At 61.3% G+C, this 19,459-nt stretch carries 15 protein-coding genes; 9 read left to right on the top strand and 6 right to left on the bottom strand.

Annotated elements, in window-relative coordinates; translation table 11 throughout:
* Positions 1–12: 12 nt before the first annotated feature.
* Entirely contained in the window at positions 13–696 is a 684-nt protein-coding gene (locus CXQ93_RS16340) for a lysoplasmalogenase (protein ID WP_104111491.1), read from the bottom strand.
* 88 nt (positions 697–784) lie between these two features.
* Here CXQ93_RS16340 and CXQ93_RS16345 point away from each other — a divergent pair, with 88 nt between their 5' ends.
* Entirely contained in the window at positions 785–1,465 is a 681-nt protein-coding gene (locus tag CXQ93_RS16345; RefSeq protein ID WP_104111492.1) for a GyrI-like domain-containing protein, read from the top strand.
* Here CXQ93_RS16345 and CXQ93_RS16350 read toward each other — a convergent pair.
* Entirely contained in the window at positions 1,455–3,251 is a 1,797-nt protein-coding gene (locus CXQ93_RS16350; protein ID WP_104111493.1) for an acyl-CoA dehydrogenase, read from the bottom strand. The two genes, CXQ93_RS16345 and CXQ93_RS16350, sit on opposite strands and share 11 nt — an antisense overlap.
* 432 nt (positions 3,252–3,683) lie before the next feature.
* Between CXQ93_RS16350 and CXQ93_RS16355 the strand changes: the two genes are divergently transcribed.
* A complete protein-coding gene (locus CXQ93_RS16355; RefSeq protein WP_181036192.1) occupies positions 3,684–6,227 on the top strand; it encodes a LuxR family transcriptional regulator in 2,544 nt (847 codons plus the stop codon).
* A 673-nt stretch (positions 6,228–6,900) separates the two neighbouring features.
* Here CXQ93_RS16355 and crcB read toward each other — a convergent pair.
* Genes crcB through CXQ93_RS16375 form a run of 3 tightly spaced genes read right to left on the bottom strand, consistent with a single transcriptional unit; the run spans position 6,901 to position 8,498 of the window.
* Positions 6,901–7,278: a fluoride efflux transporter CrcB gene (gene crcB, locus CXQ93_RS16365; protein WP_104111496.1), complete on the bottom strand. Its 378-nt coding sequence runs from the start codon at positions 7,276–7,278 to the stop codon at positions 6,901–6,903.
* Positions 7,275–7,703, bottom strand: coding sequence for a CrcB family protein (locus tag CXQ93_RS16370; protein WP_258069074.1), 429 nt, complete (start codon positions 7,701–7,703; stop codon positions 7,275–7,277). Before CXQ93_RS16370 ends, crcB begins: the two co-directional genes overlap by 4 nt.
* Before the next feature lie 27 nt (positions 7,704–7,730).
* Positions 7,731–8,498 (bottom strand): hypothetical protein, encoded by a 768-nt coding sequence (locus tag CXQ93_RS16375; protein ID WP_104111498.1) that lies wholly within the window; start codon positions 8,496–8,498, stop codon positions 7,731–7,733.
* Between the two features lie 199 nt (positions 8,499–8,697).
* Here CXQ93_RS16375 and gcvH point away from each other — a divergent pair, with 199 nt between their 5' ends.
* The 5 genes from gcvH to CXQ93_RS16400 all read left to right on the top strand — a co-directional run bounded on the left by gcvH (position 8,698) and on the right by CXQ93_RS16400 (position 11,869).
* Entirely contained in the window at positions 8,698–9,084 is a 387-nt protein-coding gene (gcvH, locus tag CXQ93_RS16380; protein ID WP_104111499.1) for a glycine cleavage system protein GcvH, read from the top strand.
* A gap of 149 nt (positions 9,085–9,233) precedes the next feature.
* Positions 9,234–9,728, top strand: coding sequence for an FHA domain-containing protein (locus tag CXQ93_RS16385; RefSeq protein ID WP_104111500.1), 495 nt, complete (start codon positions 9,234–9,236; stop codon positions 9,726–9,728).
* A 16-nt stretch (positions 9,729–9,744) separates the two neighbouring features.
* Positions 9,745–10,503 carry a MerR family transcriptional regulator gene (locus tag CXQ93_RS16390; protein ID WP_104111501.1) on the top strand — a complete coding sequence of 253 codons (759 nt, stop codon included), beginning with the start codon at positions 9,745–9,747 and terminating at the stop codon, positions 10,501–10,503.
* Positions 10,500–11,015 carry a bifunctional nuclease family protein gene (locus CXQ93_RS16395; protein WP_104111502.1) on the top strand — a complete coding sequence of 172 codons (516 nt, stop codon included), beginning with the start codon at positions 10,500–10,502 and terminating at the stop codon, positions 11,013–11,015. The genes CXQ93_RS16390 and CXQ93_RS16395 overlap by 4 nt, the downstream gene beginning before the upstream one ends.
* 278 nt (positions 11,016–11,293) lie before the next feature.
* The gene (locus CXQ93_RS16400) at positions 11,294–11,869 is read left to right on the top strand and encodes a MerR family transcriptional regulator (RefSeq protein ID WP_104111575.1); all 576 of its coding nucleotides are present in this window, start codon (positions 11,294–11,296) and stop codon (positions 11,867–11,869) included.
* Positions 11,870–11,961: 92 nt separating this feature from the next.
* On the opposite strand, the gene CXQ93_RS16405 is transcribed toward CXQ93_RS16400, so the two are convergent.
* Positions 11,962–12,798 (bottom strand): ParA family protein, encoded by an 837-nt coding sequence (locus CXQ93_RS16405; protein WP_104111503.1) that lies wholly within the window; start codon positions 12,796–12,798, stop codon positions 11,962–11,964.
* Positions 12,799–12,949: 151 nt separating this feature from the next.
* Between CXQ93_RS16405 and gcvP the strand changes: the two genes are divergently transcribed.
* Together gcvP and CXQ93_RS16415 are read left to right on the top strand one after the other, a co-directional pair.
* The gene (gene gcvP, locus CXQ93_RS16410) at positions 12,950–15,796 is read left to right on the top strand and encodes an aminomethyl-transferring glycine dehydrogenase (RefSeq protein WP_219817380.1); all 2,847 of its coding nucleotides are present in this window, start codon (positions 12,950–12,952) and stop codon (positions 15,794–15,796) included.
* A gap of 222 nt (positions 15,797–16,018) precedes the next feature.
* Positions 16,019–19,414: a pyruvate carboxylase gene (locus CXQ93_RS16415; protein ID WP_104111504.1), complete on the top strand. Its 3,396-nt coding sequence runs from the start codon at positions 16,019–16,021 to the stop codon at positions 19,412–19,414.
* Positions 19,415–19,459: the final 45 nt, after the last annotated feature.

Raw genomic sequence — 19,459 nt, forward strand, 5'->3', positions numbered from 1 at the left:
TCCGGCTGTAACTTACTTGCTGGACCGTCGGGTTAGCAATGCACCGGCAATGATCAGCCCCTGTCCCACTGTGTAGGTGACCATGACCATGCCGCTGGTCCATTCAGGCATGAGCTCGAGGGCAAAGATTCTGAAGGCCAGTATGGTGTCTGAGGCCAGAAAGAAGGCGCCACCCCACATGATCATTGTGTTGCAGCGGGTTGACAGGGCTGCCGTTGTTCCCAGCACCAAACCGTAGGCTGCCACAGCAGGAGCCAGGCTTCCAGCCCGGGGCCAGAGGATGCTCAGCAACACAGCCCACCAGAGAAGGAAGATCAGCGCCCAAAGGGGCAACGGGCGGAGAGCCAAATGACGCCAGAAAACTCGTATGTAGCATAGGTGTGCCACAGCAAAGAACGCCAGCATCATAGGCAGTGTCGGGGCAAAGGGGAAGAAAGTGCCAGCGCCGTCGCCCAACCAGGAAAAGAACAGTCCCGCGAGCAACAGCCGAAAGACTGCCGTGTTGCCGAGCCGAGGCCTGCCCCATATGGCGGCCAGAATCAAGGCCGGCATAAGTGCCAGTTTGGTGGGTCCGGCAATGGCCTCCATCCCGATAAACAGCGCGGCGCAGTGGACAGCTGAGGCGAGAATAAAAGGTGCAAAGCCCCACCACAAGGGCCGGGGTGGGCGTTTTTGCACTACTAATTCAGCTGACATGAGTCTCCCTGCTGGCGGCCGTGCTGCCTCGCCATTGCTGGAGGAGACCTAGACTTGGCAGGACTCCGGGGTGGAAAGGAACGCGGCAATGGATAAATATGATGTAAAAAAGGCATGCAAGGCGTTGTACGCGCCCTCCGCCAAGGAATTCGCCATGGTTGACGTGCCCGTGACCCGCTATCTGGCAATTGATGGTCAGGGCGATCCCAACGTTGAGCTTGCCTACATCCAGGCAGTGGAGGCGCTGTATTCCGTGTCCTATGCGTTGAAGTTTCACAGCAAAAAGGTGCTTGGTCGGGACTATGTGGTGGCGCCCTTGGAAGGGCTGTGGTGGGCGGAAGACATGGCCGCATTCACTGCCGGTGACGGGGCAGAGCGGGATAAGTCCAGCTGGGACTGGACTATGATGATCAGTCAGCCCGAATGGATCACCACCGACGTTGTGGCGGAGATCCTGGAGCAGGTGGCTGCCAAAAAGCAGTTGCCCGGACTTCGCAGTATTCGCGTTGCCGAACTCGCCGAGGGCTTGTCTGTGCAGATTCTCCATGTTGGCTCCTATGACGACGAGGGTCCGGTCTTGGAGAGACTGCACCATGAGTTCATGCCCGCCAACAATCTTGTCTTCAACGGTAAGCACCATGAGATTTACCTCGGTGATCCGCGCCGGGCGGCCCCGGAAAAGTTGCGGACCATCCTGCGCCAGCCAGTGGCACCCGCCGGCGGTGCGAACCCTGCCGCACCAGCCGACGAGTCCGTTCCTAGCTCCTGACCTTGCGGCCGGTCCCTGCCAGACTATGTGCGTCCAGTGCGAATAGATCCTGCGCACCAGCCGTGGCTGCACCCAGCAGGCCGGCGCTTTGGGGCAGAATCTGTTGGGCGTAGAAACGGGCCAGCACCAGCTGCTCGTTCGCCAGCCGCGCATCACCCGTCTTTGCCGCGGCCACGGCCGCCCGCGCCAACATCCAGGCACTCGTGCACAGCCCCCACATGCGCAGATAGGGTGTGGAGCCGGCCAGGACGGCGTTCGGGTCACCTTGGCCAGTGCGGAGCATCCAGTGGGTTGCTGTTTCCAGCGCCGTGAACTGGCGTTCCAGTTCCTCACGGATCCCCGTGAAATCTGACCCCGCCAGCGCCAGGTCGGCCTCAATCTCACGCATAGTGGCGTGGAATTCCAGAACGGAGGCCCCGCCCCGGACGCCGAGCTTGCGGCCCACGAGGTCTGCTGCCTGGATGCCGTTGGTGCCCTCGTAGATGGCCGCGATCCGTACGTCACGCACATGCTGGGCGGCCCCGGTCTCCTCAATGAAGCCCATCCCGCCGTGGATCTGCAGCGCAAGGGAGGTGAGCTCGTTGCCCATGTCAGTGCCGAAGGATTTGCAGATGGGCGTTAGGAGTCCCACAATCTCATCGGCTCGTGACCGGACGCCGGGATCCGGATCCAGCAGGCTCTTATCCACATAGCTGGCGTCAAGCAGCATGAGGTAGCGAAGGGCGGCAATGCTGGCACGCTGGGTCAACAGCATGCGGCGTACATCAGGGAAGTCGATGATGGCTGAACTCTCGCCGCTGGCGCCGATGGCCAGGCCTTGTTGGCGCTGCTGGGCGTACTCCAGTGACTGCTGGTAGGCGCGCTCGGCCAGCGAGACGCCTTGCGATCCCACGCCAAGACGGGCAGCGTTCATCATGACGAACATGATGCGCATGCCCTTGTTCTCCTCACCGATCAAGTACCCGGTGGCGTTTTCATAGGAGAGCACGCACGTGGGGGAGGCGTGGATGCCCATCTTGTGTTCGAGTGAAACGGTTTCCACAGGGTTGCGGTCCCCAAGTGTTCCGTCGTCATTCACTAGACGCTTGGGGACAATGAAGCAGGAGATCCCGCGCGTGCCTGCGGGAGCATCGGGGGTGCGGGCCAGCACCAGGTGGACAATTTGCTCGGCCATGTCGTGGTTGCCGTAGGTGATGAAGATCTTTTGTCCTGTGATGGCGTAGCTGCCATCGGCATTCTTGAGCGCACGGGTACTCAAGGCGCCCACGTCGGAGCCAGCCTGTGGCTCGGTGAGGTTCATGGTGCCCGTCCATTCGCCGCTGACCATCTTCGGTAGGTAGCGGTTTTTGAGCTCGTCGCTGCCGTAGTGCAGGACGGCGTCAATGGCGCCCTGGGTGAGCAGCGGGCACAGCGAGAAAGCCATATTGGCGCTGGTCATGATTTCCTGGATGGCTAGCCCAATAGTGCGCGGGAACCCGCCGCCACCATATTCCTCGGGCAGCGGCACGGAACCCCATCCGGCGTCGACGTATTGCTGATAGGCGTCCTTGAAACCGTCAGGCGTCTTGACCGTCCCATCCGGTTGCAGGACAGATCCTTGTTGGTCACCTGATTGGTTGAGGGGTGCAATCACCTCGGCAACGAACTCACCGCATTGTTCAAGAAGTTCGACGGCGGTGGCGAGGTCGGCGTGTTCGTACCCGGGCATTTTGGCAATGTCCGGATACCCCACAACATGCTCAAGGGCGAAGGCGATATCTGCAATTGGCGGCTGGTATTGGCTCATAATCGTCAGCGTACCGTGGGAGGAGCCGTTTGTGGAGGAAATTTGTTACTAACCAGTAATGTTGCGTGGATCACGCTTCAATGAGGGCCCGCGAATGGCTGCGCTCCATGTGACATGTGGCTCAAAGGGCCTCCTCGATGCACGCCTTCGGCGCTGTCGCAGGTAGTGTTCTTGATAGCCAAGGCGCTCTTCTCAGAGTTAGCGGCGGTTAGGCCCGTATGAGTATCTCGCCGATGCTCTGCGGGTCGTCTTAGTTTAAAGCCCGGGTGTGGAGCGCTCCGCCCGCCGCGATGGCGTGTTCGTCATGATCTCGCGAAGGCCGCTCCCACCAGAGATTGCGGCGCTAGAATCATCTCTCAAAGTATGATCAGGGCGGGTTCTGCCAAAGCCTGGGGCTTATGGGACCGCGGCCCTACTTCTGGGGGAAAACACATGGTCTCGCAAAAATCCTTGAAGCACGCCTTGCCGCCTCGTGTTCACTGGCCCATCGTGGGCCGCGAAGACGAGGTGGCATTACTGGTCCACCGGTTGAGCTCCGGCAGCGGCGGAGTGGTTGTCATGGGCTCCGCCGGCATGGGCAAATCAACAGTTGTGGCAGCCGCCCTGGCGCAGCTGCGGACCAGCAACGCGGTGGTTGACCTGCCAGCACCCGCAGAGGCGTCGGGGGCCCTCCCATATGTGGATCAATGGCTGGGTATCACCACGCCGGCTAACACCGCTGTCGAGACTGTGGTGGAGCAAATCAAAGTTCATCTCGGTCCCGAAGTGGTTGCCACGTCGCCAATAATTGGCCTGGATGACCTCCACTTGGTGGACAACTTCAGTGCGGGGGTACTGAGCCGGCTCGTCACGAACGGGGTGATCCGGCTGGTGGGCACGGCACGCGAGGACCCCGGTCTGCCGTCAGCGTTTGATGCCCTGTGGCGCTCCGGCCAGATCGACAGGACGGACCTGGTGCCTCTGGGATACGAGTCCATCCGCCTGATCCTGCGTGAGGCACTGCCAGGCCCGGCCTCGAACGACATGGCCTACAAGCTCTGGGAATGCACTGCCGGCAACCCTCTGCACCTACGAGAATTGCTGTATTCCATTGTTGAAGCGGGCGATGTCACTTACGCCGAACATGCTTGGGTCTGGACGGCGCCGCTGCGCACGGACCGCAGGCTCACCGATCTACTGGCATCTGACATCGGCGCCTTGAGCAGCCCCGAACGTGATGTGGTGGATTTGGTGGCCATGGCTGAAAGCGTCTCCTTGAGCCTGTTGGCGCCCTCGGCGACGGACGATGTTCTGCGTGACCTCGTGGAACGCGGTCTGATTGTCATTGCCGAATACCAAGGGGATCAGAAGGCAAGGATCGGCCACCCCCTCTACGCGGAAACCTTGCGTTCCCTGTTGTACCCGCGCCGCAGGCGGGAACTTTTCGAAGTGCTTCCGGAGCCCGTTCCCGGACGGCATTCTGCGCGGGAACTGTGCCGATGGGTCGAATGGGCACTGGAATGCTCACTCATGCCCAGCGTGCCGACCCTACTGGCTGCCGGGGCTGCCTATGAGGCGTTTTCTCAGCCCTCGCTTGCGGCACCGCTGGCCGCCTTGGCCTTGGCGCATCAGCAGCTCCAGATACCCGAAAGAATCGTGGCCCTTTTACTCAGTGCCAGGGCCAACCGCGACGCCGGATGGTCAGAGAGTGCCGAGGCGGACCTTGAATCTCTGCTCGCCTTGGAGACGGATGGTCATATCCTCGCAGAATCCGTGAAGGTGGCCATGGCCAGGATTAAGGCTGATTTGCGCCTGCTGCACTATGCCGACTTTGATGGAGGCCTTGAGGTCTTGGCGACAGTGGCCAAACAGCTAGAACCTGGCGGGGTTGGTGCCGCGGAACTCGCCGTAGAGCAGCTGAGCCGGCTGGGATTCGGCGGCCGTCATGCTGAAGTGTTGGCTGCCTACGGCCCACAGCTTGCGGCCGCAGACATCCCTGCCAACTTGATCCTCGCGGCACCGTACATTTATGCTTTGGCTCAATCAGGGCGGGCTGAGGAAGCGCTGGAACTGGCGGATATCAGTGTCAAACTAGTGGGCCCGGAACACGCCGAATTCCCCTTGCTGCGGGCTTCCCTTATGGCGGCGCGGTTTTGGGCTGCCGTATGGGCTGGTCGGCCTGATTTGGCGGTGACCCTGCCGGACTATGTTGAAGACGGAATCCAGCGGCACCATTCTGCGCTGTACCAAACCGGCGCGGGCTACATTTGTCTATTCTTTGGGGCTTGGGAGCAGGCCGTCGCTGAACTACGTGGCGGGCTCTCACGCATGGGACTGTCGGCGCCGACGGGCCTGGAGGCGATGGCGTGGGCGGGGCTGGCTCAAGGTCATGCCATGCGAGGTGAACGCCAGGAAGCCATCCATGCCTGCCAGCAGTTTGGGTTGCTTGCCCCAGCCATGGACCGCAGCGTAGAAGTTGACAGCCGATACCGAATTCTCGTGACAAAACTTGCGGTGGGTGCCGGTGAGCTGCCCCAGCTGACCGAGGACTATACGGCGTGGGCGCGGAGTCATGGATTGAGTCATGGCGTCCTGTTGGGGCTCCACCTGCAAATCGTGCTGGCGTCACCGGGCCAGCGTGCGCCGCTCATGTCCGCTCTGACTGATGCGGCCAGCGCCGTTCAGGGGCAGTTGCCGCCAGCCCTGATGGTCCATGCCCAGGCACTCTCCGACGGCGATCCCGGTGCTGTCAATGCTGCGGTGGCTGCTCTGTGTCAGCTGGGTATCTGGCTTCCCATCTCGGCAAAAAGCCTAGAGTTGACGCGCCGGCAGCAGGAGATTGCTGCGCTGGTTGCCGCAGGTTTGTCGAACAAATCCATTGCGCAGAAATTGGGCATCTCGGTGCGCACGGTGGACACTCATTTGAGCCACATCTTTGCCCGAGCTGGCGTCAACACCAGAGCAGAACTCACAGGAGTGCTGACGGCTACGCTTTAGTGTTGCACCTTTCCCTGAGCCCGGGCCGCACACCCAACCCGTTCTCGGCAGACGATTCTGATGGATTTCACCTGCTGAAAGCAGATGGCGGGGCCAACCGAACGCCGCAGCATGTGATGCCAGACGAGCCGGAGATGCTGAGCAATAGACACGGCGGCCCTCCTCGCCAGCTGCCGGGCATGGCTCTCACCCTCATCGAGGATGCAATAGTTGCTAATGTTTGCGCGAAACATTAGCAACTATTGAATCCTCGAGGGAAACGAGGAACGAGTCTTCCTGACTGGCGTAGTCATGATTCCCATTGGCATGTTTCTGTATGGGCCCATTGGCGGACGTGTGGCCCGGTAGGAACACCGCAATCACGAGGATCTTTACACGTTGCTCATGTTGTTGGGTGGGGTGATCATCCTGACCGGAATAGTTCTTGCGGGTCTCAGCATTTTTCGAGCGCTTCGGAAAATTGATCGACTCCCCAATGCTGCACCTCTTCCGTCGCCCGGCCGGGATAATTCGCGTCCCACGGTTCGTTGAAGCTAGGCAGTCACTATGGAACCCACGAACTCGCAGATGCCGGGCGTGGCTCTCACCCTCCGCGAGGATGCAATAGTTGCTAATGTTTGCGCGAAACATTAGTAACTGCTGCATCCTCGATGGAAAGGGGGCAGTCGAATCCTTAGAGCAAGGAACCGCACCAGAGCCCTAATGCGGCGGCTGCAACTCCAGCCAGTAGCGTGCCAAAAAGGTTCAGCAGGGATGCAATGTAGCGCCGCTCGTTCAGGAGCCGGATGGTGTCATAGCTTGTGGTGCTGAAGGTGGTGTAGCCGCCCAAGAAACCTGCACCAAGCAGCAACACCCACTCAGGAGCGGCCAGGGCCCCTGTTAGCCAGGCCGTCAGGAGGCCCAAGGCGAAGGATCCGGTGACGTTGATGGAAAACGTTACCCACGGAAACGCCAACCGCACCCGGTTGATAACGGCACTGTCTATGGAGAAGCGGGTGGCTGCCCCCAGCCCGCCACAGACGGCTACCGCCCAGAAGAGGAACGCGTTCATGTGCGGTCTCCTGCTGGATGAACTTGGGGTCCGCCGGTGAGGCGCCCGCCTCCCAGAACCATGCCCGCCCAAGAAGCCAGGGCACCGGCAATGACGATGCCTAGAGCCCACAGCGTGGCGTGGAGCGGATCCGTGGTGCCGGCCAACAAAACCAGCCCTACGGCGAAAGTGCTGTAGGTGGTGAAGCCCCCACAAAAGCCAATGCCCAGCAGCAGCCTCAAGGTTTGGCCGAGACGGGTGGTGTGATGGACGAGGCGGCGGTGAGCCAGCGCCCCATACAACAGACCCAGCAGCAAGGCACCGGCAACGTTGGCGAGGATGACTGCCCACGGTAGGGACGCGCCGTCGGCCATAGGGAACATGCCCGCCATGGCCAGCCCGAGAGCTTCGCGGCTGGCAACTCCCAAGGTGCCGCCAACAGCCACGAGTGCCAGACTACGGGGGTGAGGCATTTAGGCCTGCGGGGTGGTGGGTGAATCAGGCGATGCCACGGGATCGGAATCCTGCGACGGCACTGTGGGGGATACGGGGGAGGACGCATCGGAGGGCGCCGGGGGAGTAGCGGACTTGCCGCGCGCAGCACGTGCAGCAGCTTTTTGCGCCTGCTTGGCATCTTCTTGGGCTACCCGCTCGCGAGCCTGCTGGTCCTTCTTGACGAGCTTCTCGGCGGCCTTGAGCTCGCGGAGCTTCCTGCTGCGGCGCAACCACATCCGGCCCAAAACCATCAGTGCCACGGCACAGACCACGCCAATCACCATGAACACTTGGCTCCAGGTGTCAAACCAGTTGGCGCTATTGGCCCAAATGTTGCGGGCGTCAGCCGCCGATTTGGTGCCGCCGTAGACAACGCCCAACGTGAGGAGGTTAGGGATGAGCAGAAGGAAGCCGATGACCAGCAGGGTTGTGCGCACCCACTTGTTCATGTTCTTGCGGAACACCTGCCAGATGATCAGAACAGGGACAAAAGTGAAGACGAATCCGTAGAACATGCCCAGGGGGATGCTGTTTCCAAGCTGGCCGCCAATTTGGTCGCGGATGGAGGTGGCCCACATTAAGGGCACCGTCACAGACCCAATCAGGTAAGCGAGGACCAACACAACGGCCGCTACCGCGCCCACGATGGTGCGCACCAGCCACGTCGGCATTTTAGACTTGGCCGCGCCAGCAGTTTCAGCGGTGGCGGGGCCTCGGTCGGCAGGGGGCGTCAGTGAATCAGTCATAAACGAATCATCTCAGATCTGGCACCATTAGTCGGTAGCGAGTCGGTCAATTTTGCTAGAATAGACCTTCGACTTGTAAACAACGGCCGCACACTAAAGACTGGTTGTGGTCGATGGGCAAAATCAGTCGTTGGCCGTGTTCTACTTTAAACTTCACTTTCCTCGCGCGTCAGCGATGAACCTTGAAAGGTGCGCACTCATGAGTAACATTCCCGCAGACTTGTCCTACACGGCAGAGCACGAATGGGTTTCAGCCCCCACAGCTGATGGTGTGGTGCGCGTTGGCATCACCGATTTCGCGCAGGATGCCTTGGGCGACGTTGTGTACGTGCAGATGCCCGAAGCTGGCACAGACGTCACCGCAGATACCGTTGTTGGTGAGGTTGAATCGACCAAAAGCGTCAGCGACATCTACGCGCCTCTGACCGGGTCAGTTTCGGCACGCAACGAGGACCTTGACTCGGATCCGGCCCTCATTAACTCCGATCCGTACGGTGCCGGCTGGCTGTTTGAAATCACCCTGAGCGATGTTTCGGCTTATGGAACCCTGCTCAGTGCCGGTGACTACCAAGAAAAGGTAGGCTAGTAGCTAGGAACCTTTGTATTAGGTCAGCACCATCATTGCGGGGCTGAAACCGGTAAATCAGGGCTTTCCCAGCAACGGCTCGTACGTTGTTAAGACTTTGGGAGTTCAAGTGGACTCTCAGTAATATTTTTTTCCAAGGAGGAGTACCAATGGTTGACAGAGGTAACGACGCCGGGGTGAACGATCAGGCGAACCTCCATGATCAGCCCGGTGCACCAGAAACCACATCGATTCAGCTTCCTCCCGTTCAGGGCGGCCCGTCAACGGTGCCGGTGTTGGCGGCCGATGAGCAAGCTGCCGTAAACTCGCTGCCCGCGGGTTCGGCGCTGCTGATTGCGCACGTGGGGCCGAACGCCGGTGCCCGGTTCTTGCTTGACAGCCAGGTCACCACTGCCGGTCGCCATCCCGACGCTGACATCTTCTTGGATGACGTTACGGTTTCTCGCCGTCACGTGAACTTCATTAAGTTCGACGGCGGTTTTGAAGTTGTTGATTCCGGCAGCCTTAACGGTACGTACGTCAACGGGGACAGGGTGGATGCTGTTCGTCTGCGCACCGGCAACGAGGTGCAGATTGGCAAGTTCCGCCTGACCTACTACTTCAGTGGTAACTCGGGCTCCGGCGACAGCGTTACGGATTCCTAGGGACACCGTGGCAAGCATGAATTCCGGTGCGGGGCGCCGGCTGGTAGACGTACAGTCTGCCGGCCGGCGTACCGGTGCCGCCGCAGTCTTGAATATTGGCGAAGTGCTGGCTTTGCTGTGCGCTGATTTCCCATCCGTGACGGCGTCTAAGATTCGCTTTTATGAAGAAAAAGGGCTCATCACCCCGCAGCGCACACCTGCTGGTTACCGCCAGTTCAGGGAGTCCGACGTCGAACGTCTCAGGTTTGTTCTGGGGCTCCAGCGCGACCACTACTTGCCACTGAAGGTTATCCGCGAGTATTTGGACGCCATCGACCAGGGATTGACCCCGGCGAATCTTCCACCAGGAGTATCTGTGGCTCCGCGGATGGTCTCTGAGGAACTGGCCCGTGAGCTCAAGAGCAAGTCCCGCCGGTTGACGGTGGAGCAATTGCGCAGCGAATCGGGCGTCAGTGCCGAGCTGTTGGACACCATGATGAGCTACGGGCTCGTGGACTACCGCGAGGGCACCTTTGATGACCACGCTGTGCGTATTGCTCAGGCTTGCACCGCCCTGGCTGCCCACGGGCTGGAACCGCGGCACCTGCGTCCCTTCCAAGCGGCCGCGGAACGCGAGTTTGGTTTGGTGGAACGCGTGGTGGCGCCGCTGTCCTCACGTAAGGACGGTACCTCGGCCGTTCGGGCAGCCGAAGCGGCAAGAGAAGTTGCCGAACTCTGTCTGAGCCTGCACAGCTCCTTGGTGCAAGCCAAGATCGCTGCGATGGAAGCACCATGATTGAAGTGGAGATTGTGGGTGTCCGGATCGAGATGCCCTCCAATCAGCCGCTGGTGCTGCTGCGTGAGCGCCTTGGCCCGCGGCATATTCCCATCTGGATCGGCGCCGCAGAAGCCACAGCGATTGCTTTGGCTGAGCAGGGCGTGGTCCCACCACGGCCACTGACTCACGATTTGTTGTGCGGGGTAGTCCAAGCGCTGGAGCACAGTATTGTGCGTGTGAATCTGACCAAGGTTGAAGAGGGTGTTTTCTTCGGCGAGCTGGTCATGGACAACGGCACTATTGTGAGTTCCAGGGCCTCAGACGCCATCGCGATCGCTCAGCGCGCCAAGTGTTCCATTTGGGCCGCCGAGGCCCTCGTGGATGAGGCTGGCGTTGAGCTTGGTGGTGACGGGCATGATCATGATACTCAAGCAGGCCAAGATGCCTCTGACGACGACGCCAAGGAACGTGAGGTTCGTCAATTTCGGGAATTCCTCAATGATGTCGAACCCGAGGATTTTGAGAAGTAATCCGCGGATTTCAGGGCTTTGCGCCGAGTCCCTAAGGTTCAAGTTGAGGTCTAAAGTTTCGACACGCTGAAATTGAAGTGCCAAGATCTTTGACCTTCGTCCCGTGCCGTTCTAACGTCAAGGTATTGAGTTCCCCATTGCAAGCCGTGGCTGGCGCGGGCAGACTTGAGGTTACGGCCCTGCAAGAGGCCCACTTCTTGTGTGTTCTTGTCCATCGGCGTGCAGCCATCCATCAGGGGACTGCGAACAGGAGGATCCACGTGAGTGCCACCAGTGACATCGGCGGGTTGAGTGCAGCCGCTGTCCCCAGCACTTCCTTAAGCGCGGGCTCACAGGGTTTGCTCTTCACAGAAGATCTGCCTGTTCTGGATCAAGATGCCGGTTACCGTGGACCTACGGCGTGCAAAGCTGCCGGGATCACCTACCGCCAGCTCGACTATTGGGCCCGCACGGGTCTGGTGGAACCTGCAGTTCGCGGAGCCGCGGGCTCAGGGTCTCAGCGGCTCTATGGATTCCGGGACATTCTGGTCCTGAAGGTGGTCAAGCGGCTACTGGATACGGGCGTTTCGCTCCAGCAGATCCGTTCTGCTGTGGAACACCTGCGTGAACGCGGTGTTGAAGACCTGGCTCAGATCACCTTGATGAGCGATGGCGCCTCCGTGTATGAATGCACCTCCGCCGATGAGGTCATTGACCTGGTTCAGGGTGGACAGGGCGTGTTCGGCATTGCCGTAGGCCGTGTGTGGCGCGAAGTTGAAGGCAGCCTCGCGGCACTTCCCAGCGAACACGCCGCCGTGCAGTCATACCCCGACGATGAACTCGTCAAGCGTCGCGAAGCTCGCAAAATCTCCTAACACAAGAAAATCGCTGCACTTTTTTCGTTTCCACTATGGTTTGAACCACCGCGAAAACGTCAAAGTGTAGCGATTTTCCGTTTCCGGCGGCGCTAGCCCCGGTACAGGCGACTTCTTGTGGCGCTCTGGGTCAGCACTGAATCAAGCAGCCGGTCAAAGAGTGCCGAGGCGTTCTTCGCCGAATCCCCGGGCCACTGGTGCACCGGATGCGCTGCACCTTGAATCTGCTGCCAATTGGCCTGCTCCGGAATGGTGGGAGAGAGCAGCAAATCGCCGAACATCGTCTTCATCTCGGCCAGACGGTACGCATGCTCGTTGGAGCCGGAGCGGACACGGTTAGCCACAATTCCTGCAGGGACCAGTGCAGGAGCAAATTCGGTGCGGAACAATTCAATGGCGCGCACCGTGCGCTGGGTGCCGGCAACGGAGAACAACCCGGGCTCAGCAACCAGCAGGACCCTGCTGCTGGCAGTCCATGCCATGCGCGTCAAACCGTTCAGTGACGGGGGACAGTCAATCAGGACCAGCTGGTACGGGGCGCTGCCGTCGCGGTCGGCGTTAGACAGGATGGTAGCCAGCCGGCGCAGATCCCGCTTACCCAGGTCGGGTCGGTCATAAATGCCGCTGAAGGCGGAGCCCATGGCGACATCGAGTGTTGGCACCGTTCCGCCGTCGGTCTTGTGGGCAGCAAGCCACCCGCTGGGCACCACATTGGCGCCAAGATCGGCCTTGCGGGCGTTCTTGATCATCTGCCCGATGTCCAACTGGCCGCGCGGCACAACACCGAGACCGGTGGTGGCGTCGGCATGTGGATCCAAGTCGATGACGAGGGTGGGGATGCCCGCGGCCAAGGCTGCCGAAGCCAGCCCGAGCGTGACTGAGGTCTTGCCGACGCCGCCCTTGAGGCTGCTGATACTGACTACTTGCACGGATTAACCATTACCCTTTGCGTTGCTTATTAAATCTTGTGTCTGGTGCTGGCGTTGACACATACAATAGCTGTGGAACGTTCGCGACTTGGAGAATCCATTGACAAACACCCCAGAAAATTTGCCCGCGCGCCACAACACAAACAACCTTGTGTCGGCCACCTTTAGCGAGCGCCACATTGGGGTTGCAGCGCAGCCCCACATTCATCATATGTTGAGCGCCCTAGGATTTGCTTCTTTGGAGGAGCTTTCTACAGCCGCGCTGCCCAAATCGATTTACAGCACCGAGCCCCTCAAGCTGCAGGCGGCAGTCTCTGAAGAGGCCATGCTGGAAGAATTGAAGGCTCTGGCGGGCAAAAATACCGTCAATAAATCCCTGATTGGTCAGGGCTATTACGGCACGCACACCCCTGGTGTCATTCAGCGCAACGTTTTGGAGAGCCCGGCCTGGTACACGGCGTACACCCCGTACCAGCCTGAAATCTCTCAGGGCCGTCTCGAAGCCTTGCTGAATTTCCAAACAGTTGTGGCAGACCTCACGGGCATGACCACCGCCAATGCCTCGATGCTCGACGAGGGAACCGCCGCCGCCGAGGCCGTGGCTCTCATGCGCAGAAACAATCGAAGTGCCAGCGACGACGCCGTCCTGCTGGTCGATGCTGACATCTTCCCGCAGACCCTCGCCGTGATCACCACCCGCACCAAGGCCATGGGAATCCCCGTCCGCTCTCACAATTTCGACGACGAACTCCCTGACGTTGAGTTCTTTGGCGTGCTCCTGCAATACCCCGGAGATTCCGGCCTGATCCGGGATATTGCCCCCGTGATTGCCGCCGCCCACGCGAAGAAGGCCGTGGTGGCTGTGGCCGCCGACCTTCTGGCCCTGACCCTGCTGGAATCTCCCGGTGAGCTCGGCGCGGACCTGGCCGTGGGAACCTCGCAGCGCTTTGGCGTCCCCATGGGCTTTGGTGGTCCGCACGCCGGTTACATGGCCGTCCGCAAGGGCCTTGAGCGTTCGCTGCCGGGACGTCTGGTAGGAGTGTCCTTGGATGCCGCCGGGAACCAGGCCTACCGTTTGGCGCTGCAGACACGCGAGCAACACATCCGCCGCGAGAAGGCCACCTCCAATATTTGCACCGCCCAGGTGCTGCTGGCGGTCATGGCCGGCATGTACGCGGTCTATCATGGGCCCGAAGGCCTGCAGCGGATTGCCACTCGCGTGCACGCGATGGCTGTGGCTGTTGCCGAGACCGCCAGCGCCGCGGGCCACACAGTGGTTCACGAAAACTACTTTGACACCGTCAAGGTCAAGGTTGCCCCTGGTAGCGGCCACGCTGCCGCTGAGCTGGTGGCAGCCGCTCATCGTGCCGGATACCTGCTGCGTCAGATTGACCATGACCACCTGCAGATCGCCGTGGACGAGACAACCACGGAGGCCGACATCGCCGCGTTGGCCACCTTGTTCGGCGCCCAGCAGCCGGACATCGCCAAGGATGCGGCCGCCGTCGTGCTTCCCACCCCGGCACGGGCCACGGACTTCATGGCCAACGCCGTGTTCCACACGCACAACTCCGAGACGCAGATGCTGCGCTACCTGCGTAAGCTCTCCGACGCCGATTACGCGCTGGACCGCGGCATGATCCCGCTGGGTTCGTGCACCATGAAGCTCAACGCCACAGCCGAGATGGCGGCCGTTACCTGGCCGGAGTTCTCCAATCTGCACCCGTTCGCGCCGGCCTCCGACACCGTGGGCATCGTGGAAATGGCCACGCAGCTGGAAGCCTGGCTGGCCGAGATCACCGGCTACGACGCCGTCTCCGTGCAGCCCAACGCCGGCTCGCAGGGCGAGTTCGCCGGGCTCATGGCGATCCGCGCCCACCATGTTGAGAACGGCAACCCGCACCGCGACATCGTCCTGATCCCCACCTCGGCCCACGGCACCAACGCCGCCTCCGCCGTCATGGCCGGGCTGAAGGTTGTTCCGGTGGCCACCGACGGCTTCGGCAACGTTGACATCGATGACCTCAAGCGCCAGATCAGCGTCCACGAGAACAATCTGGCCGCGATTATGCTCACCTACCCGTCAACACACGGCGTGTTTGAGACTGAGATCTCCAACATTTGCGCCATGATTCACGACGCCGGTGGGCAGGTTTATGTGGATGGCGCCAACCTTAACGCTCTGGTTGGCTTGGCTCAGCCGGGCAAATTCGGTGCCGATGTCTCCCATCTGAACCTGCATAAGACGTTCTGCATCCCGCACGGCGGCGGCGGCCCCGGTGTGGGTCCCGTGGCTGTTGGCGCGCACCTGGCCAAGCACCTGCCTGCCCGTGAGCTCGACGCGGGCACCTCGGTGGGTCTGGTCTCCAGCGCACCGTACGGTTCGGCGTCGATCCTTCCCATTTCTTGGGCCTACATTCGGCTGATGGGCCCAGAAGGGCTCCGGCAAGCCACCCAGATCGCCATTTTGTCGGCGAACTACATTGCCCGCAGCCTCAGTGAGCACTACCCGGTGCTGTACACCGGCGCCCACGATCTGGTGGCGCACGAATGCATCCTGGACCTGCGCGGCATCACGGCGGACTCGGGCGTGAGCGTTGAGGACGTGGCCAAGCGGCTCATCGACTACGGCTTCCACGCACCCACCATGTCCTTCCCGGTACCTGGCACCTTGATGGTGGAGCCCACGGAGTCGGAGGACCTGGGTGAGATTGACCGTTTCATCAACGCCATGATCTCCATCCGCAAGGAAATCGCTGCGGTGCAGGAAGGACTGTGGCCCGCGGAAGACAACCCGCTGGTTAACGCCCCGCACACGGCGCAGAGCATTGCACAGGACTGGGATCACCCTTACAGCCGCGAAGAAGCTGTGTTCCCGGCTGGGGTGGACCCGCGCGCCAAGTACTGGCCCTTGGTGCGCCGCGTCGATCAGGCGTACGGCGACCGCCACCTTGTGTGCTCCTGCCCCTCAATTGAGGAACTTGCGGAAGTGTTCTAACTCACTCTTTATTACGTAGGGTGCAATGAGGTACGCCACTGGATTTGGTGCACAATGGCTGCAGGGGTGAAACTTGCACCACTTTGTGTCACCGAACTACACCAATTTCTACAAGGCAACACGATTCCGGGGCTTGCGCCCCGGAATTGTGGCTGCACAAGCGGATCACGGCTCACGCTGTTGACGCTTGTGCTTCGCCACCATTGTTCACACAGGAGTGAGATGTTTTCGAAAATTCTGGTTGCCAACCGCGGCGAAATCGCGATCCGGGCATTCCGTGCCAGCTACGAGCTCGGTGCCAAGACAGTTGCCGTTTTCCCGCATGAGGACCGCACCTCCATCCACCGTCAGAAGGCCGATGAAGCCTACCTGATTGGTGAAGAAGGACACCCGGTCCGGGCGTACCTTGACGTTGCTGAAGTGATTCGCGTAGCGAAGGAATCTGGCGCCGATGCCATTTACCCCGGCTACGGATTCCTCTCCGAAAACCCCGAACTGGCAAGCGCCGCCCGTGATGCCGGCATCACCTTCATTGGCCCGCCCGCCGAAGTGCTGGAACTGACAGGTAACAAGGTTCACGCCATTGATGCTGCACGCAAAGCCGGTATTCCGGTCCTGCAGTCCAGCGAGCCCAGTGCCGATCTTGACTACCTCCTTGGCGCGGCCGCCGAGATTGGTTACCCCATCTTCGCCAAGGCCGTGGCCGGCGGCGGCGGTCGTGGCATGCGCCGCGTAGAAAAGGCTGAGGACCTCGAGGAGGCTCTCAAGGCAGCCATGCGTGAAGCCGATGCAGCCTTTGGTGACCCCACCATGTTCCTTGAGCAGGCAGTACTGCGCCCGCGTCACATTGAGGTCCAGATTCTGGCCGACAATGAAGGCAATGTCATCCACCTCTTCGAGCGCGACTGTTCCTTGCAGCGCCGCCACCAGAAGGTCGTGGAGATTGCCCCGGCCCCGAACCTGGATGAAAACATTCGCCAGGCGTTGCACTCAGATGCCGTGAAGTTCGCCAAGGCCATGGGCTACGTGAACGCCGGAACCGTCGAGTTCCTCGTTGACACTGTGGGTGAGCGCGCCGGACAGCACGTTTTCATTGAGATGAACCCACGCATCCAGGTCGAGCACACCGTGACCGAGGAAATCACTGACGTGGACCTGGTCCAGGCGCAGATGCGTATTGCCGCAGGCGAAACCCTGGCTGATCTGGGCCTGACCCAGGACAACGTCCATGTCAAGGGTGCCGCGTTGCAGTGCCGCATCACCACGGAGGACCCCTCCAACGGATTCCGCCCCGACGTTGGAAAGATCACCACTTACCGTTCCGCCGGTGGCGCCGGCGTACGGCTCGACGGCGGCACCATTTACGCAGGTGCCGAGATCAGCCCGCATTTTGACTCCATGCTGGTTAAGCTCACCTGCCGCGGCCGTGACTACCAGACAGCCGTCTCCCGCGCCCGCCGCGCCCTGGCCGAGTTCCGCATCCGCGGTGTCTCCACCAACATCTCCTTCCTGCAGGCCGTGTTGGCTGACCCGGCCTTCAACGCCGGCGACGTGGCCACCTCCTTCATTGACGAGCGGCCCGAGCTGCTGAACTCTCACGTCTCCAGCGACCGCGGTACCAAGTTGCTGACCTGGCTGGCCGATGTCACTGTCAATAAGCCGCATGGCGAACTCTCAGTGATTGAAGACCCGGCCCGCAAGCTGCCCGACGTTGATCTGGCGGATGCTCCTGCCGGTACCCGCCAGCAGCTGGCCGAGCTCGGACCGGTGGGCTTTGCCGCTGCCCTGCGTGCACAGACCGCCGTGGCCGTCACAGACACCACCTTCCGTGACGCACACCAGTCGCTGCTGGCCACCCGCGTGCGCACCCGAGACTTGCTCGCAGCCGGCCCTGCCGTGTCTATTTTGACCCCGCAGCTGCTCTCTGTTGAAGCCTGGGGCGGAGCCACCTATGACGTCTCCCTGCGCTTCCTCGGTGAGGACCCGTGGCAACGTCTGTCACAGTTGCGTGAAGCTCTGCCCAACGTCTGCCTGCAGATGCTGCTGCGTGGACGCAACACGGTGGGCTACACCCCGTACCCGGCGGAGGTGACCGACGCCTTTGTGCAGGAAGCTGCCGCCAGCGGCATCGATATTTTCCGCATCTTTGACGCGCTCAACGACGTGGACCAGATGGAGCCGGCCATCAAGGCCGTGCGCGCCACCGGAACCGCCGTTGCCGAGGTTGCCCTCTGCTACACCGGTGATCTGCTGGACCCGGCTGAAGGCATCTACACCCTTGATTACTACCTGGAACTGGCTCAGCGCATCGTTGACGCCGGCGCCCACATTCTGGCCATCAAGGACATGGCTGGCGTACTCCGCCCGGCCGCTGCCGCCAAGCTGGTCACCGCCTTGCGTGAGCGCTTTGACCTGCCGGTGCACTTGCACACCCACGACACCGCCGGCGGCCAGCTGGCTACGTTGATGGCTGCCATCAATGCAGGAGTCGACGCCGTTGACGTCGCCTCAGCTGCCCTGTCAGGCACCACGAGCCAGCCCTCAGCCTCGGCCTTGGTTGCTGCTCTGGCGCACACCGAGCGCGACACCGGCATTGACCTGGCCGCCATCAGCTCTCTCGAGCCGTACTGGGAGGCCGTGCGCCGCCTGTACGCACCGTTCGAATCCGGCTTGGCCGCACCCACCGGCCGTGTGTACCTGCACGAGATTCCGGGCGGCCAGCTTTCCAACCTGCGTCAGCAGGCCATCGCACTGGGTCTGGGGGAGCGCTTCGAGGAAATCGAGGACATGTACACCGCCGCAGACCGGATCCTGGGGCACCTGGTCAAGGTCACGCCGTCGTCCAAGGTAGTTGGAGACCTTGCCCTGCACCTGGTGGGCATCAAGGCTGACCCGGCCGACTTCGAGGAAAACCCGCAGAATTACGACATCCCCGACTCCGTGGTGGGCTTCCTCGGCGGCGAGCTGGGCACCCCTCCCGGCGGCTGGCCCGAACCGTTCCGCACGAAGGCGTTGCAGGGCCGCACCATTGTTGAGCGCATGGGCACGCTGACCGACGAGGACAGCGCGCAGCTGGCAGGCGACAGCGAAACTCGCAGGGCAGCCCTGAACCGCTTGCTCTTTGCCGGCCCCACGAAGGACTTCGAGTCAATCCGCAAAACGTACGGCGATGTCTCCATCCTGGACACCCGCGATTACCTGTACGGTCTGCGCCGCGGCGTGGAACACATCATGCCGCTGGGCAAGGGTGTGCGCTTGATTGCCGAGCTCGAGACCATCTCCGAGCCCGACGAGAAGGGCATGCGTACCGTGGTCGCCAAGCTGAACGGTCAGAGCCGTCCGGTGCTGGTCCGTGACCGGAGCATCGAAAGCACCGTCAAGGCCGCCGAGAAGGCCGATGAGACCGCTCCCGGCCAGGTTGCCGCACCGTTCGCCGGCGCCGTCTCGGTCAAGGTCGCCGTGGGCGACGTTGTCGAGGCCGGCGCAACAGTCGCCACCATCGAGGCCATGAAGATGGAGGCCTCAATTACGACGCCGGTGGGCGGCACCGTCTCCCGCCTCGCCGTATCCGGGGTTGCCCAGGTACAGGGTGGAGACCTGCTGGTGGTCATCTCCTAATCCCCACTTGCCGGCCCGCAAATCGCTGGCGCGATTTCCGGGAAC

It is taken from the genome of Arthrobacter sp. N199823, assembly GCF_002929705.1.
Classification (GTDB): Bacteria; Actinomycetota; Actinomycetes; order Actinomycetales; family Micrococcaceae; genus Specibacter.